Raw genomic sequence first — 16,292 nt, 5'->3', positions numbered from 1 at the left:
CTGTAGAATCTTCGTTACGAAGCTCCCTCCAGGTTTTAAGGTATGCACAGCTAGGTCCAGCGCTATTTCGCATAGATTGATAATATTCGCGTGATCGACTTGCTTGTGTCCGCAAGATTTCGGAGACATGTCCGACAGCACAACGTCAAACTTTCTATCTCCCAGTGCTTCGCGCAGCAAATCTGACGAATGCTCAACATCACACTGTACGAAGTCCACATTGGGGATTTTCTCCATTTGCTGGGTATCTACTGCAACTACATGAGCTTTCCCTCCTTTTGCGACTCTTTCCGATGCAACTTGAGCCCAGCCTCCGGGGTACGAGCCAAGATCTAGCACGGATCTTCCTGGTTGCAAGATCTTGAATTTGCCATCTATGTCTATAAGCTTGCATGCGGAGCGGGATCTGTACCCTAGCTTTTTTGCCAATGCAACATACGGATCATTTATCTGCCTGCGTATCCAGTTGGTAGAGGAAATTTTCCGGCCTTTTGCAGTCCTTACGTTAACTATAACACTACCTACAATTAAACACTCCTAACTGGGAGATAGTAAGGAATTTACACGTCATAGTGAAGAGATACTTACACTTTTTAACTTGCGAGTTAGGGTTGGCCAGGCAATGGCATGTATGTGCAGCAGTAATACCAATAATTACACTGGTAAGGAGAATAGTAGAAAATATATTGGTGCCCCTGTTATTGGTCATATTGACACTGGCGGTGATATGCTATACCCTAGCCGGATCTCTCGGGGTGTGGCGCAGCCTGGTAGCGCACTTGGTTTGGGGCCAAGGGGTCGGGAGTTCGAATCTCTCCACCCCGACGCTACGGCTCGTCGTTGAACTTTGTGAATCTTGATAAGGCTGCCGTGCATCTAGGTGCTTTGTCTCCGTAACCCTCTCCCACAGCGGTGTTCCTCTGTTCTCAAGAGGCTTGTCTGTGCGCGATTACATTAGGAATATTGTTGCTAAGCTTAGGAATATGAGGAATGACATTATGTCACTTGCGGCACACACTATTATAGATGACGACACTGCTGGGTCCGCGCCGAAGAAGTTCAACAACATGGGTACTGCGGCCCCAGATAAAGTTGCTATGGAGAAGGTAATTATCATAGAAGTTACGAATAGTAGCTCTATAGACATGTTATGAAATCTAACTATGATGGCAACGGATGCTATGGCCGCCAGTATTGCTCCATTAATAAACCCCACACACAATTCTTTGAAGAGTAACCTGCGTGAGTTCCTGTAAGTAAGCTGTTTTGTTGCTATAGCACGTATAGTTACAGTGAGAGCCTGCAATCCGGAATTCCCGCTCATTGATGCTATCATAGGCATAATGATGGAAAGGGCAATAAAGCTCCGTATAGTTTCACTGAACCAACCTATGACTATGGAACTTGCGGTGGAAGCCAATAAATTGACCAGCAACCACGGCAACCTTTTCACCACCGTGCTCATCGTTGATGAGGTTACATCCCCGTCTGACACCATACCCATGTGTAAGACATCCTCTTCCACTTCTTGGTGCACCACATTTATGATGTCGTACACCAGGATTGAACCTATTATGCGCCCATCTCTGTTGACGACAGGCGCGGACAGCAAGGAGTATTGGCGGAATATTTCAGATACCTCTTCTTGTTTGGCTCCAGGTCTTATGATCTTGATATCTGTGTTCATAAGCTGCCTAACCATACTGTTCCGATTGGCACGTATTATGTCATCCAAGGCCAGTATTCCCACAGGTTGCAACTGAGGGTTGATCACGAAGATCTCATGGAATTTCTTGTTAGATCTTGCGTGATTGCACAGAAAGTCAATCAATTGTCCCACATTCCAATATTCTGGTACGATGGTTATGTCTTTGTGAATCAACCTACCGGCACTCTTCTCCGGATACGAGAGTAGCTCGCTTATTAGCGCGCCTTGCGCCTCAGGTAGTAAACTTATGATCGAGTTCTGGTACTCCTCATCCAAATCCTCGACGATCTCGACTATATCTCCGCTATCTAGCCTGCTTATCAAGAGAGCGGCTTTCTCCGCTCCAAGTACCCCGATTACTTCCTTACGCAAACCCGGAACAAGGTGCAGCAAAATTTCCGGTATAAGGCCGTCTTCAACGTACTTGAGCAACTCTCTACGATGCTGAGGAGTTGACGTCAAAAGAAAGTAGGCCAGCTGCACGCCGTCCACCCGATCTATAACTTCTTTAACGTCTGAAGCTCTGCCTTCCTCTACTGCACTAATTAAAAAGTCGCTCGTTTGTTTATCCAGCAAATGGTACGACATAATACGCCCGACACTCCATTGACTGACATGAAACAACGTGGTGCACTCCTAACATATTTTTTTTTCTTTGTATATCCCGAAATTGCGTCTCAATACTTCATTAGTAAGACGGTAGGTGGTACCTAAAAGGAGTTATTTCTGCGCTTTTCTATAACGTTGCGAGAGGAAGATTTGAGATTTTTACCAGTAAGGTGAAAGGCGTTGGATAGTATGCGACGGCAAGTCGATATATGACTCCTATTAGGGATTGACTTGCGTAAAATAGATTGTAATCTAGTGCGTGATGCGGCCCTTATGGCGGAATGGTAGACGCGGTAGACTCAAAATCTACTGCCCGCGAGGGCGTGCTGGTTCGAGTCCGGCTAAGGGCACGTGGGGCTCTTTGGATGATCTGTAGCGTGCCGGCTAGCTGGCTGGGGTGCTGCTTCTAAGTGAGTTGTTGGGGTACTAAGTGAAAGAGAAGGTTGCTCAGAGACGCACCGCTTCCGACTCGTCTGGTGTCGGTGAAGTTGTGAGGGTGATGCCCGCAGTGGTCGATGTGGAATTTGCTAACGGTAACATGCCGGAGGTTCTGGATGCTCTGGAGAGCGAATCGGAATACGCGGGTGAGAAACTGGTACTAGAGGTAGCTCAGCATTTGGGGGATCGCGTCGTAAGGTGTGTGGCTATGGGAAGCACTGACGGCTTGTCTAGGGGAGATAGGTTTGTCGGCACGGGGAGTCAGATGTTAGCTCCTGTTGGTAGGGGTACTCTCGGTAGGGTCTTTGATGTTCTAGGTAGGCCCATAGATGGTCTGGGAGACGTTAAATCTGACATAGAGTTGCGTCCCATTCACGCCAAGGCCCCGAGCTTGTCCGAGCAAAGGGTTATTGCTGAAGTGCTGGTCACCGGCATTAAGGTGGTAGATTTGTTGGCTCCGTACCTTAAGGGGGGCAAGGTAGGGCTTTTTGGCGGGGCTGGTGTTGGGAAGACCGTCTTGATTATGGAGCTTATCAATAATGTTGCTAAAGCTCATAAGGGGTTCTCAGTTTTTGCGGGTGTAGGGGAGCGTACTCGTGAAGGCAATGACTTATATCGTGAAATGATGGAGTCCGGGGTTATCAACAGAGACAAACCTGAAGAGTCGCAGGCTGTTTTGGTATACGGGCAGATGAATGAACCGCCTGGAGCCAGAATGAGAGTAGCCCTGACGGCTCTTACTATGGCCGAGTATTTTCGTGATGTTGAAGGTCGGGATGTTTTGTTCTTTGTAGACAACGTATTCAGGTTTACGCAGTCTGGTTCTGAAGTGTCCGCGCTTTTGGGGCGTATTCCTTCCGCGGTTGGTTATCAACCCACCCTTGCCACTGAGATGGGTATGATGCAGGAAAGAATCACCTCTACAAATTCGGGGTCTATAACCTCAGTACAGGCTATATACGTGCCTGCGGATGATCTGACAGATCCAGCTCCTGCTACATCTTTTGCACATCTGGATTCGACTACTGTTTTGTCTAGGCAGATTTCCGAATTGGGTATATACCCTGCGGTTGATCCACTTGAGTCTACATCTCAGGCCCTATCTCCTGAGGTTGTTGGTGATGAACATTATGAAGTTGCTCAAGAGGTTAAGCGGATACTGCAGACATATAAGTCGCTACAAGACATAATAGCCATTCTTGGCATGGATGAGTTGTCACAAGAGGATAAACTATTAGTCGCTAGGGCCAGGAAGATCCAGCGGTTTCTGTCACAGCCGTTTCATGTGGCGGAGGTGTTTACTGGGCAGCCTGGGAGCTTTGTGTCACTCGAAGATACGGTGCGCAGCTTCAAAGAATTGGTAGCGGGGAAGTATGATGATTTGCCGGAAGCTGCTTTTTACATGGTGGGTGGCATAGATGATGCCTTAAAGAAGGCAGAATCCATGAAATAATACACAGTCGAGGTTCTGAGTGGAGTTCATTGTCCGTAGCATAGTTGGTTGGTGTGCGTGTTTCCGCTCGCTGTTTGTGTGGAGTGGTCATGGAGTGTTTTAGTGTTGAGCTTGTGTCTCCGGATCGCAGGCTGGACTTTACTGGTGTGCGCTCTCTGTGCGCGCGTACTGCCACTGGGGCGTTGGTGGTTATGGCGCACCATGAAAGAACTGTGATGGATTTGCTGCCCGGTAAAATTACACTAAGGGACGCAACTAGTGTTCTCGGGGTTGTGATGGTATCTAATGCTATTATGAGCATTAGGGATAATGTTTGCACCATAACGGCGGATGTGCTGCTGTTGCCTGGGGATTGCGATAAGGAAAAGCTCAAAGACATCAGCGATGCGATGTCGAAATCGGTTGGGAGTGGCGGATTGTTCGACGAGCTTGCGAGGGCCGATTTAGAATTTATAGACGAGGTGATGAAGGAGTGAAAATATTCCTGGATACAGTAGACACTGAGTCTATATCTGACCTATGCAAGACCGGTATTGTGGATGGCATAACCACAAATCCGTTGTTACTGTCCAAATCTGAAAGGCCTAGTAGCGAGCTACTTGCTGAGATATGCGGATTGGTAGAGGGTCCTGTGAGTGTAGAGGTGGTCTCGACCAGTGCTGAAAGCATGGTAAGCGAGGGTTTGAAGCTAGCTCAGCTTGCGGAGAATGTTGTGGTGAAATTGCCCATGACCTTTGCCGGCATATGCGCATGCAAGGTCTTATCAGGCGTGCATAAGATTAAGGTAAATGTGACTCTATGTTTTTCGGTGGCTCAGGCAATATTGGCGGCCAAGGCGGGAGCGCATTTTGTTTCTCCATTTATGGGTAGAATAGATGATTTAGGAGGAAGTGGAGCCTCACTGATTGAGGATATAAGCTGTGTATATTCGCAATACGGTTTTTCTACTCAGATTTTAGCTGCTTCTGTTAGGAGCCCCATGCATGTGGTTGAAGCTGCAAAGGTGGGGGCTGATGTAGTTACGGTACCTGTGGCAGTCTTTAAGCAGCTGTTTTTACATCCGCTGACCGATCGCGGGTTAGAGGACTTTTTAAAAGCGTGGGATAGCTCTGGGAAGAGCTTACTTGACTCCTGAGCGGGATGCTTGCATTCATCAAGAAGTTGTTTCAGTGGTGCCATTCTCCAGCTATAGGTGTGTAGGCCTATGCAAAATTACGGTGCTGATAATTTCTTTTTTTCGCCCTCAAATGATGTTAGAGTCACCGGTTGTTACTGAGTATATGGACAATATGGGAATCCTAAAGAAGCTGCTTAGAGTCTCGGATCTGAGTGATAAGGATGTGGAGGATTTAGTCCTCTTGTCAAATAGGTACTTGGAGGGAAAGGAGAGCAGTGACAGTAGTGTGCTGCGCGGAAAGGTCGTGATCAACCTGTTCTTCGAAAGCTCTACCAGAACTTTACTTGCATTTGAGATTGCAGAAAAGGCCCTAGGTGCAGTATCTGTGACGCTGAACGTTACTATGTCTTCGATTAGTAAGGGGGAGAGTATACCTGATACTATGTCTACTATAAGTGCTATCGGAGCTGATTTAGTAGTTATACGTTCTGGCCATAGTTGCCTTATTGATGAACTTGCTAAGAAAATGGGTGATTGTTGCATAATAAACGCCGGCGATGGGAATCATGAACATCCTACACAAGCCCTCACAGACTATGCAACTATACGTTTCTTGAAAGGTGGCAGGGTTGATGGGCTCAATATTGTTATATGCGGGGATGTTCTTTATAGTCGGGTTGCGCGGTCAAACATTAGGTTGTTGTCTAGGTATGGTGCAACAATTAAGGTGGTAACGCCGTTGTCTGTCACTTCCGGGTTGGAAGGGGTTTCGTTGGTGACACACGATTTAGAGAAGGGGATAGAGGGAGCTGACGTTATAATGCTTTTAAGAATACAGAAGGAACGAATGGCTATCGGAGATTTTATGTCAGATACGGAATATTCGCGTCTTTATATGCTTGATGAGAAACGACTTTCTCTTGCTAAAGATGATGTAATCGTCATGCACCCCGGTCCAATGAACAGAGGAGTTGAGATTTCTGATGAAGTGGCTGATAAACGCTCATCAACGCTCTTTCAGGTAAAAATGGGGGCGGCAGTACGCAAGGCTATTCTTCACTATATGCTGGGATGAGATACCGGGCTGTCGTGGAGTATGACGGCACTGCTTTTATAGGATGGCAGCGCCAGAAGGGAGTGGCTGGGAAGTCAGTACAAGAGTCTATAGAGGCTGCAATATACAGCCTTTCACAGCAGTCTGTAACAGTCTTCGCTGCTGGCAGGACTGATGCAGGCGTTCACGCACTTGGTCAGGTGATTCATTTTGATCTTAACACTTCGCTGCAGGATTATGTCATCATGAATGCGCTCAACCACTATTTACGCTCGGATATGGTTTCAATTCTCTCGCTAGAAAAAGCTGAGCAGGGCTTCCACTCGAGATTCTCCGCCAAGAAGAGACATTATACCTATAAGATCGCAAATAGGGATGCGCCTTTGTGCTTAGATCGCCTGCGCATGTGGCACATACCCATGAAGTTAAATGTATCCGATATGAACGAAGCTGCAAGTTACATGATTGGAAAAAAGGATTTTGCCAGCTTTCGTTCCAAGGAATGTCAATCGAAGTCTTCCATTAGAACGATAGATAGAATTGAATGTGTTAGAGAAGGAAGTAACATACTCGTCCATGTTTCCGCGCTCTCTTTTTTACACAAGCAGGTCAGAATAATCGTGGGTACGCTTGTTAGGTGTGGCAACGGCACATCCGCGCCTTCCCACATTTTGGAGGTGCTGGAGAGTAGAAACAGGGCAGTGGCTGGGGTTACCGCACCCCCTTATGGATTGTACTTAACACTGGTAGAATACTAGGGACCGGCTGCGGCTCTGGGGATGAGCGTGGGACAAAGCAAGGATAGCCCTCCGAGATGTTACACTGCTACTCCGTCTTGCTCCTAAGAGAAAGCTTGTTCAACATATTCCCGATCTTACGCCAAGCTCCGTCATTTACTCCGGTAATGGGTGTGCTAGTGCTTTCTATCCGCGGTAGGCGCCTCATAGGTGTTGCAATCCGTTCGACACCAGACACTTTGTTACCACCTTCCTCGAAAGATACTTTAAGAACAGCGCAGCTATACTTTCTGATCACAGATGCCACAACCCCGCGGACCTCACAAGAGGGGTACAGCCAGGTGCCCTTGTCATCGACGATTACGGGAGATCCCAAAAGTTTTACAACCTCACTCTTTTTTGTGCCTACCTTAACTTCATTCCAGAACTGTACTCCTGTGGCCGGGTATCCGTTATATTGGGTAAAAGACCAGCAGCCGCCCAGGGACAGCATAGCGCAACACAGTACCAAAAACCTCAACATTTAAGACTCCGGAAAACATGCCAAGGATAGCACACCATTTGACGCTGTCAATTACTACCCCCCGCTGCGGACACGGCCTTTCTGATCAGCTCTACTGTGTTGCTTACCCCGTAAAGTTTCACAAATGATCCAAATCTCGGTCCATCGCTTTGTCCTAATAACACCTCATACAGCATTTTAAACCACTCTCTTAGGTTATTTGGTGGAAAGTATTTCTTACCAACAGCAAAAACGAGATTTTGTATCTCGTTAAAAGAGTCATTATCTTGAGCTTTAGCCAAGGTGTCTGCCAGGTCTAAAAACATAATGCGCTCATCTTCGTTCGGGATCCTGTATGATCTATTTGGAATCACGAACATGTGGCAGTAGGCTATGGCGTGACTTACTAACTTGCCAAGCGTTACCATATCGGCTTCTGTGTCTATATCCCCCCTGTACTGTCTAATGAGTTTCCATAACATCTCATCATCCTCCGCGTTACACGCAGATGCTATATTTATCAGGAGGCAGAATGTTAATTCGCACAACTCAATCTTTGGCACTTTTCCACTGTGTATGTGCCAAACGGGATTATCAACGCTGGGGGCGTTGTTATACTCCTGAACTAAGGATAGATAGTCATCAACAAATTTTGGTACTATATCAAAATACAGGCGCTTAGCCCTTCCCGGGTTTTGGAACATGTACAGTGCCAAACTTTCATATGGGGCACAAGCCAGCCACTCTTCCACAGAGAAACCATTGCCTTTGGATTTTGAGATTTTCTTACCCTCCCTATCTAGGAAAAGCTCGTATGTAAACAGGACAGGAGGGGTCTTACCCAAAATCTTACACACTTCCGAAGATGGTCTTGCAGAAGGAGTCAGATCTTTTCCATGGGCTTCATAGCGCACGTCAAACGCTGCCCATCTCATTCCCCAATCTGCTTTCCATTGCAGCTTACATCTCCCGCCGGTAACTGGCGTTTCAACAAGATTTCCTTCATCATCCTCATAGAACACCGTACCACCGGCAATGTCCACCTTCACTATGGGTACCTGCAGCACCCTGGATGTTTTCGTGCATATAGGTAAGAAGGGGCTATAGGTTTTTTGGCGCTCCTCTCCTACTGTAGCGAGCAATACCTCGGTGACCCTGTCATAATTCTGGAGTAGCCTCAATAGCGTAGCATCATATACACCGGATTTATAACACTCAGTAGCACTTTTGAATTCATACTCGATCCCGAGTCTATCCAAAAATTCACAGAATACATGATTCATGTGGTGTCCGTAACTCTGACAGGTGCCAAATGGGTCAGGGATAGATGTCAGGGGCTTTCCTAAGCACTCTGCGACCATATCGTACTGGGGTATGTTTTCGGGTACCTTACGCAGCCCATCCATGTCGTCTGAGAACGCCAGGATTCTAGTTGAAGTGTTTGGAGAGATCGTGCGTAGAGCGTTAGCGACAAACGCAGTCCTCACAACCTCACCGAAGGTCCCTATGTGAGGCAGCCCGGAAGGACCATATCCAACGGAAAAAATTACCTCCCGCTCCTCACCAAATGTCTGCAGAATCCTTTCAGCTTCCCTGAAGGGCCAGGAATTGTGCGCCATAGCTTTCCCAATGGGATCATTGAAGATTGTACAATACAAAATCCTTGCCTTCAATTACTACTTCTATGGCCGAGTGTGACAAATTGCAAGTTACCCACGGTTACTTACTTAAGCGTAGAAACGGAAAATTTACTTGTCTGTAGAAGCACCTAACCCGTCTAACACTCTGCGCTGCCGTGGATGATCCGAGTTACAATAGCCAACTGTTGGTGAGCGAGGTACCTAGACTGCCATGGCGGGACACTACCTCATGACGTACTGACCTCAAGGGGTCCCCGGGGAGCCGGTCCCTAAGTTTGCACGCTACCCAGCGTATGCAGGCCGCTTACTTTTGACCTTCTTAGTGGCGAACACTTGTGTCTTTCCAACTGACGACATTCTGGACTTTATATACGCGTCAACCACCTCATTGAGCTGGTTCATGTGATCACGGAAGAAATGGTCCGCTTTTTCTACGATGTAATACTGCATATGTTCGCTTTTGATAGAGGCGCTGAGCCTCGACGCAAGTTGGGACACAGAGGCTTCCTCAGCTATGCTGTCATTATCTCCTTGTATTATCAAGCCGGGTACGGGGCAGGGAGAAAGAAACGAAAAATCATACCTATTCGCCGGCGGGGACACCGCAACGAACCCATCAACCTCTGGTCTTCGCATCATCAGCTGCATGGCTACCCACGCGCCGAAGGAGAAGCCAGCAACCCAGAATGAAGAGACTGACGGACTGTTGTTTTGTAGCCAATCTGCCGCCGCTGCGGCGTCACTAAGCTCTCCAATCCCTTTATCGAAAGTCCCTGCTGACTTGCCAATGCCACGAAAATTTATTCGCAGGACAGAAAAGCCATTTGTAGCGAACACACGGTAAAGATTGTAAACTATCTTATTATCCATGCTGCCACCATACTGCGGATGAGGGTGCAGTATCAGCACCAACGGGGCGTCTACATCCCTACTTCCCGTATACCTGCCCTCTATCTTGCCTGCAGGCCCATTAAGAAAAACCTCTCGCATTCCAACTTACCCAGACTCCTACTATACCGCCACAGCCACCCTGCAGGAAAAACCTACTTGACATGGGGTGTATTATCAACTATTCACTGTACACCACGAAGATGCTAACTAAAAAGTTCCTTCTTACCAAGGGTTTTTTGTGTTTTGCTAGATTTTGGTTGTTGCTTTTTGCCGCTGTTCGCGCTTTTGTGAGGTTGCCCATGCTGATGACCACGAGATTGCGCTACGCTGTAATGTTCATGGTGGGGTTGCTGAATCAAGATTGTTCTGAGACGGCTAAACCTAAGAGCGCCTCTTCCATAGCGGGTAATCAGTCTCTCTCTGAGGGTTATTTGGAAAGAGTGATAGCCTCCTTAAAGGGCAAGGGGCTTGTTAAGTCGGTTAGAGGGCCAGGTGGTGGATACGCTCTGGGGGCACCACCCGAACGTATAACATTGGATTTACTGCTAGACTCTGTAGGGGATAAGGTAAAAATGGTGAGGTGCGAGGCAGGGCGTGGGAGTTGCCTGTCACCTCCTGGAGTCAGGTGTAACAGCCATAATTTGTGGGACGGCATAGAGAAGTATGTAAGGCACTATCTGAAAAATACTTCTATTCTGGATGTATTTAACGACAATCTCAATGTTGTGAGCGGTGATGACTGCTATATATATGCAGATTACAATGCGACTGCGTCGGTGAATGCACGAGTCCGGCATAAGTTGGGCAATGCGTTGTTGTTTGGAAGTTTCTACAATCCGTCCTCCGTGCACGGGTTGGGGCAGAAGGCTAGGGGGGTTATAGAAGACGCACGCAGGGTGGTTGTGAATGGGCTGGACGCTTCTGGATACGATGTTGTGTTTACCTCTTCTGGTACTGAGGCAAACAATCTGGTATTCAGGAGCAACCCTGGATGTGCTCATATCATCTCGGCTGTAGAGCACCCTTCCGTCATGAACGCAGCTGTTGACCCGATAATAATTCCAGTTGACGGCTCAGGCGTCATATCGATGGGTGCTCTAGAGGATATTTTAATTGCCCTGGACGGCAGAAGAGCACTGGTATCTGTCATGATGGCGAATAATGAGATAGGGACCATACAGCCTGTCCGGGAGGTTGTAGAGCTTGCGCATAAGTATGGAGCGATAGTGCATACTGATGCGGTGCAGGCTTGTGGAAAGATCCCGGTTAGTGTGCTAAAGCTTGGTGTGGACTGTGTAACTATTTCTTCGCATAAGGTTGGTGGAATTCCGGGTGCTGGTGCGCTGCTTTTCAACGGTAAAAGCGTCGAGGTGAAGCCGATGATACTTGGTGGGTTGCAGGAAAAGGGGTTGCGTGCCGGCACGGAGAATGTGACTGCGATATGTTCCCTGTCCATAGCCTTAGAAGGCATACAAAGTTGTGTACATAAGATGGCGAATGTAAGGCCTATGCGTGACCTACTTGAGAGTAAGATGAGCGAGCTTGTGCCCGAGTGCATCATTTTTGGACGCGACGCAGACAGATTGCCCAACACTACTTGCGTCTCCATGCCTGGCGTGAGTAACGAGTTACAGGTTATGGGTTTTGATAGCCAAAAGGTGGCGATAGGTGCTGGGTCTGCGTGTTCGTCTGGGAAGATGGGCACATCTCACGTGTTATCTGCGATAGGAGCGAGTGATGAGCATGCTAGAAACGCAGTTAGGATTAGCCTGGATCCTGATGTAACTGGCGATCAGATTTGCAAGATTGCTGATTGTTGGTACGGGATCTATCGCAATTTTCATTCGATAAATTAGTTGTATTGGAGGTTATGGTAATGACATCAGCTAATGGAGATGGAGTACGGCCTCCTATATTTTTTGATTATCAATCCACTACGAGGGTTGATGATAGGGTACTTGAGGTCATGATTCCCTACTTTCGGCAATTTTCTAATCCGCATTCGCGTAGCCATTCTTTTGGGTGGAGAGCCGAATCTGCTATGGAGATTGCTAGGGAGCAGGTGGCCAAGTCCATTGGGGCTGACCCAAAGGAGATCATATTTACATCTGGTGCGACAGAGTCCAACAATTTAGCAATAAAGGGGCTTGCGCGCTTCTACAAGAATAAGGGGAATCATATCATCACTCTCAAAACAGAGCATAAATGCGTGCTGGATTCGTGTCGCTCTCTGGAAGCCGAAGGATTCGAGGTAACCTATCTTGATGTGCAGAAGGATGGTATCTTGGCAATAGATACCCTGAAAGACGCAATAAAGGACAATACAATACTCGTCTCCGTTATGACGGTGAATAACGAGATAGGGGTAATTCAACACATAGGCGAAATAGGTAAGATATGCAGAAGCAGAGATGTGTTTTTTCACACTGATGCGGCTCAGGCTCTTGGCAAAGTAGCTATAGACGTCAATAGTATGAATATAGATCTGCTAAGTATCTCTGGGCACAAGATATACGGCCCTATGGGAATAGGTGCGTTGTATGTGCGTCGCCGCAATCCAAGAGTGCGCCTAACTCCCCTAATTAGTGGAGGGGGGCAGGAGCGCGGCATGAGGTCCGGTACTGTGCCGACTCCGCTTGCCGTGGGTTTGGGTGAAGCAGCAAGAATAGCTGTGGAGGAGATGGAAGTTGAAAATGAGAGAATACGCAAGTTGCGGGATGTGCTGTATGACAAAATTACGAAGGGGCTTTCCCATGTGGTTCTGAATGGAAGCTATTCTCAGAGGATACCTGGAAATCTGAACTTGAGCTTCTCCTACGTAGAGGGAGAGTCCATTATTATGGCTATAAATGATCTTGCGGTGAGTTCAGGCTCTGCATGCACGTCCGCCTCTTTGGAGCCGTCTTACGTGCTGCGCGCTCTGAATGTAGAACACGATTTAGAGCACTCATCCATAAGATTTGGGATGGGCAGATTCACCACCCTTGAGGATGTTGAGTATGCTGCAGATTTGGTGGTGCGTAGCGTACAAAAATTGCGTGAGATTAGCCCTCTCTGGGAAATGGTTCAAGAGGGTATAGATTTGAAGACTATAAAGTGGGATGCATAGGAGGTTGTATGAGTTATAGTGATGCTGTGTTAGATCGTTATAGGAATCCACAAAATGTCGGTTCCTTGCCTAATGACGATCTAAGCGTAGGAACCGGATTAGTTGGGGCCCCAAGCTGCGGTGATGTAATGAAATTGCAGATAAAGGTGGATGAGAGCGGCACGATAGTTGATGCTAAGTTTAAGACGTTTGGATGTGGTGCTGCGATTGCTGCGAGTTCTCTTGCTACGGAGCGTATAAAAGGCAAGACAATAGAAGAGGCGTGCCTATTGAAGAATACTGTTTTGGCCAAGGAGTTGTCTTTGCCCCCAGTGAAAATACACTGTTCCTTACTGGCTGAAGATGCCGTTAAGGCAGCAGTAAACGATTATAAGAGCAAGCAACGCGCATCCGAGAATAGGAATGAGTCTTGAGGTTCCCGTGGGATCAAATGCTGAAAAAGTTGGTAGCGGTGACTCTCCTGTTGTCATTACCAATGCGGCCTGGAATAGAATGAAAGCCCTCTTGATGAACAAAGGGGACAATGTTGCGATTAGAATTCTGGTCAAGCAGAAGGGATGTTACGGTTTTAAGTACCACATAGAGTACGCGTATGATACTAGGCCGTTCGAGGTAAGAATGGAGAGGGTTTTTGGTAAGTTCAAGGTCGTTGTACTTATTGAGCCAAAGGCTATGATGTTCATTTGTGGAACTACGGTTGATTACTACAGCGATAAGCTCTCGTCAGGCTTTGTCTTTAAGAATCCAAACGAAAAAGGTAGATGCGGATGCGGAGATAGCTTCTATGTCTGAGAATTATTTCTCTTTACTTGGTCTGGAAGTCAGTTTTTTTATTGATGTTAAGGCCATGGAGAGGAATTATATAGCTGAACATAGTGGCAGGCATCCGGATTGTTTTTCTAGTCCTGCAGATAGGGACTCTGCTGCCAGGTATATCGCCAAGGTAAACGAGGCCTATCTGGCGCTAAAATCCCCGTTGACGCGGGCCGAGTATATTTTGAAACTCAGTGGTACCACATTGCAAGATGAAGATCGTCGTGGCCTCGTATCAGAGGTGTTTACAATGTTTGACTCTCAGGATCCAGAGTCTGGTATCAAGTCGGAGATATCGAAATGTTGGGAGCGCGTGGAGAGGTCTTTTGCAGAGAGTGATATGTATCAAGCTGCATTGCAGGTTGAAAAGCTAAAATACCTCAAAAAGCTAGATAAGAGCGGGGATGCATGCAACTTCTAGATATAGTCGAGCCGGTTATAGTGGAGCAGGGCTCCGTGTTTGGCATAGACCTAGGTACCACTAACTCTCTAATAGCTACTGTCTGCCCGGACGGAGCCGTGAGGATTTTTGATGATCCCGGTGGTAGGTCCTTAGTTCCCTCAATCGTTGAATATGTTGGTGATATGGAGGTAAAAGTAGGGCATGACGCCGATTCCCGGTGTGCCTTACGCTCTACAAAGCGCCTCATGGGCAAGCTTGCTGGAGATGTAGAAGGTTCGTTTTACGGTGCACGTATTACAGAAGTGAGCGGCAATCTGGCACTGGCTGCCAACGAGTGTAAAGTAGTGACACCGGTTGAGGTTGCTGCGGAAGTGCTTAGGTGTCTTGCCGAACTAGTCAAGAGTTCCACCGGTCAAGATGTGAAGCGCGCCGTTATTACTGTGCCGGCATATTTTGATGAGGCTGCGCGAAAAGCAACTAGGAAAGCAGCGAGACTGGCTGGTATTGAGGTGATGCGGTTACTTAATGAGCCTACTGCCTCAGCGCTTGCGTATAAATTTGAACAGACAGGTGATACAGAGACATGTGTCGTATACGATTTTGGAGGTGGAACGTTTGATGTCTCTGTTCTGAGACTTCATGATGGGGTATTTCAAGTGTTGGCCACTGGTGGGGATACCTACCTAGGTGGTGATGATATAGATGCGCTGCTCGCAGAGTTGGTCTTGGCAAAATACGAGAGTTGTAAGCGCGCAAAGATCTGCGATTTTGCAGATGATAGGGATTTTATGGTCGATGCTTGCCGTGCTAAGGAAGCGCTTAGCTCGGGTGATGACGGCACTTTTGAGTTTAGGATAAGTGGCGATGTTTTCAAGTGCGACATAACCCATTCTGAATTCTCTGATATTGTGGATGGAGTGATTTCCAAGACCATGAGGATTTTGGAAAATACGATTTCTGATGCCAGTCTTAACTTTCGTGATATTTCAAGAGTCATTCTTGTAGGTGGGTCGTCTAGAATCCCGAATATAAAGGCTGCGCTGGATTCCATCTTTCCGGGGAGAGTGTTTGACAGCATAGATCAAGAAAGAGCTGTTGTCATTGGTGCTGCGCTTCAGGCTTATTATCTCGCGAATCCAGGTGCTACGGGTAGGAAGGTGTTGGTAGATGTTGTGCCCCTTTCGTTGTCCCTTGAAGTAATGGGAGGAGTAGTTGAAACCATAATACCGCGCAACACCCCAGTGCCCGCGCTTGTGGCGCAGGAATTTACCACTTATACTGACGGTCAGACTGCTATAAGTATACATGTGTGTCAAGGAGAACGAGAAGTGGTAAGTGAGAATAGGTCCTTGGCTAAATTTGATATTAAAGTGCCGCCCCTACCTGCAGGTGAAGCTAGAATTGGAGTGGAATTCAGAGTTGATATGGATGGCCTGTTAGTTGTTTCAGTGCAAGACAAGCTCACTGGCTCAGAAAGATGTGTAGAAGTACATCAACTAGAGGGCGTGACAGAGGCTGATATAGAGCGACAAGTGCTTGGCTCCGTAGAGCACTTTGATGAAGATATGGCGTTTAGAGATCTAAGCGCAAGAAAGTTGGAATGTGCGCGTGTAATAGAGCTGCTGGAGACTGAGCTGGCCAATAAGAGATTTTCTGAGGTTGAGATGCAGGTCATTAATGATATGTTGTCTGAGGCTAGGGGGTTGATGCATGAGGGAGATGCGGAAAAGATGCGTGCCTTTACCAAAAGGTTTAGAGAAAGGTTTGTTGAGCTTGGAAGGAGAGATGACTTTTTATACGAAAAGGAGTAATGGTTAC

General features: G+C 47.3%; 16 protein-coding genes and 2 tRNA genes. 13 read left to right on the top strand and 5 right to left on the bottom strand.

Going from position 1 to position 16,292, the window contains the following annotated elements; genetic code table 11:
- Nucleotides 1-429 (bottom strand): RlmE family RNA methyltransferase (locus OC187_RS01540; protein ID WP_262997997.1); only part of this gene is annotated, 429 nt, incomplete at its 3' end.
- A gap of 322 nt (nt 430-751) precedes the next feature.
- On the opposite strand from OC187_RS01540, the gene OC187_RS01535 reads away from it, so the two are divergent.
- A tRNA-Pro gene (locus OC187_RS01535) sits at nt 752-825 on the top strand.
- A 124-nt stretch (nt 826-949) separates the two neighbouring features.
- On the opposite strand, the gene mgtE is transcribed toward OC187_RS01535, so the two are convergent.
- Entirely contained in the window at nt 950-2,296 is a 1,347-nt protein-coding gene (gene mgtE / locus OC187_RS01530) for a magnesium transporter (RefSeq protein WP_262997998.1), read from the bottom strand.
- A 288-nt stretch (nt 2,297-2,584) separates the two neighbouring features.
- Here mgtE and OC187_RS01525 point away from each other — a divergent pair.
- The 6 genes from OC187_RS01525 (at nt 2,585) to truA (ending at nt 7,137) form a co-directional block, all read left to right on the top strand.
- Nucleotides 2,585-2,667: transfer RNA gene (locus tag OC187_RS01525), tRNA-Leu, on the top strand.
- Between the two features lie 149 nt (nt 2,668-2,816).
- Nucleotides 2,817-4,208: a F0F1 ATP synthase subunit beta gene (gene atpD, locus OC187_RS01520; RefSeq protein ID WP_458693105.1), complete on the top strand. Its 1,392-nt coding sequence runs from the start codon at nt 2,817-2,819 to the stop codon at nt 4,206-4,208.
- Between the two features lie 89 nt (nt 4,209-4,297).
- On the top strand, nt 4,298-4,684 hold the full coding sequence (locus OC187_RS01515) for a hypothetical protein (RefSeq protein WP_262998000.1): 387 nt from the start codon (nt 4,298-4,300) through the stop codon (nt 4,682-4,684).
- Entirely contained in the window at nt 4,681-5,343 is a 663-nt protein-coding gene (gene fsa, locus OC187_RS01510; RefSeq protein ID WP_262998001.1) for a fructose-6-phosphate aldolase, read from the top strand. Before OC187_RS01515 ends, fsa begins: the two co-directional genes overlap by 4 nt.
- 154 nt (nt 5,344-5,497) lie before the next feature.
- Entirely contained in the window at nt 5,498-6,400 is a 903-nt protein-coding gene (locus tag OC187_RS01505) for an aspartate carbamoyltransferase catalytic subunit (protein WP_262998073.1), read from the top strand.
- On the top strand, nt 6,397-7,137 hold the full coding sequence (gene truA / locus OC187_RS01500) for a tRNA pseudouridine(38-40) synthase TruA (protein ID WP_262998002.1): 741 nt from the start codon (nt 6,397-6,399) through the stop codon (nt 7,135-7,137). Before OC187_RS01505 ends, truA begins: the two co-directional genes overlap by 4 nt.
- 67 nt (nt 7,138-7,204) lie before the next feature.
- Here the strand turns inward: truA and OC187_RS01495 are convergent, their stop codons facing one another.
- From OC187_RS01495 to OC187_RS01485, 3 genes are all read right to left on the bottom strand, one after another.
- Entirely contained in the window at nt 7,205-7,639 is a 435-nt protein-coding gene (locus OC187_RS01495) for an outer membrane protein assembly factor BamE (protein ID WP_263008516.1), read from the bottom strand.
- Nucleotides 7,640-7,686: 47 nt separating this feature from the next.
- The gene (locus OC187_RS01490) at nt 7,687-9,237 is read right to left on the bottom strand and encodes a lysine--tRNA ligase (protein ID WP_262998004.1); all 1,551 of its coding nucleotides are present in this window, start codon (nt 9,235-9,237) and stop codon (nt 7,687-7,689) included.
- A gap of 303 nt (nt 9,238-9,540) precedes the next feature.
- Nucleotides 9,541-10,248, bottom strand: coding sequence for an alpha/beta hydrolase (locus OC187_RS01485; protein WP_262998005.1), 708 nt, complete (start codon nt 10,246-10,248; stop codon nt 9,541-9,543).
- 200 nt (nt 10,249-10,448) lie between these two features.
- On the opposite strand from OC187_RS01485, the gene OC187_RS01480 reads away from it, so the two are divergent.
- From OC187_RS01480 to OC187_RS01455, 6 genes are read left to right on the top strand one after another with little or no spacing between them, the layout of a single operon-like run.
- Entirely contained in the window at nt 10,449-12,005 is a 1,557-nt protein-coding gene (locus OC187_RS01480; protein WP_262998074.1) for an aminotransferase class V-fold PLP-dependent enzyme, read from the top strand.
- A gap of 20 nt (nt 12,006-12,025) precedes the next feature.
- Complete coding sequence (locus OC187_RS01475; RefSeq protein WP_262998006.1) at nt 12,026-13,258, top strand: IscS subfamily cysteine desulfurase; 1,233 nt, start codon at nt 12,026-12,028, stop codon at nt 13,256-13,258.
- Between the two features lie 8 nt (nt 13,259-13,266).
- Entirely contained in the window at nt 13,267-13,671 is a 405-nt protein-coding gene (gene iscU, locus OC187_RS01470; RefSeq protein ID WP_262998007.1) for a Fe-S cluster assembly scaffold IscU, read from the top strand.
- The gene (locus OC187_RS01465) at nt 13,661-14,050 is read left to right on the top strand and encodes an iron-sulfur cluster assembly accessory protein (RefSeq protein ID WP_262998008.1); all 390 of its coding nucleotides are present in this window, start codon (nt 13,661-13,663) and stop codon (nt 14,048-14,050) included. The genes iscU and OC187_RS01465 overlap by 11 nt, the downstream gene beginning before the upstream one ends.
- The gene (locus OC187_RS01460) at nt 14,043-14,492 is read left to right on the top strand and encodes a Fe-S protein assembly co-chaperone HscB (protein WP_262998009.1); all 450 of its coding nucleotides are present in this window, start codon (nt 14,043-14,045) and stop codon (nt 14,490-14,492) included. Before OC187_RS01465 ends, OC187_RS01460 begins: the two co-directional genes overlap by 8 nt.
- Nucleotides 14,480-16,285, top strand: a complete 1,806-nt coding sequence (locus tag OC187_RS01455) for an Hsp70 family protein (RefSeq protein ID WP_262998010.1) — start codon at nt 14,480-14,482, stop codon at nt 16,283-16,285. The genes OC187_RS01460 and OC187_RS01455 overlap by 13 nt, the downstream gene beginning before the upstream one ends.
- Nucleotides 16,286-16,292 lie beyond the last annotated feature (7 nt).

Source organism: Anaplasma capra (assembly GCF_025628805.1).
In the GTDB taxonomy this organism is placed as follows: Bacteria; Pseudomonadota; Alphaproteobacteria; order Rickettsiales; family Anaplasmataceae; genus Anaplasma; species Anaplasma capra.
This window is presented reverse-complemented; position numbering and strand designations above follow the sequence as displayed.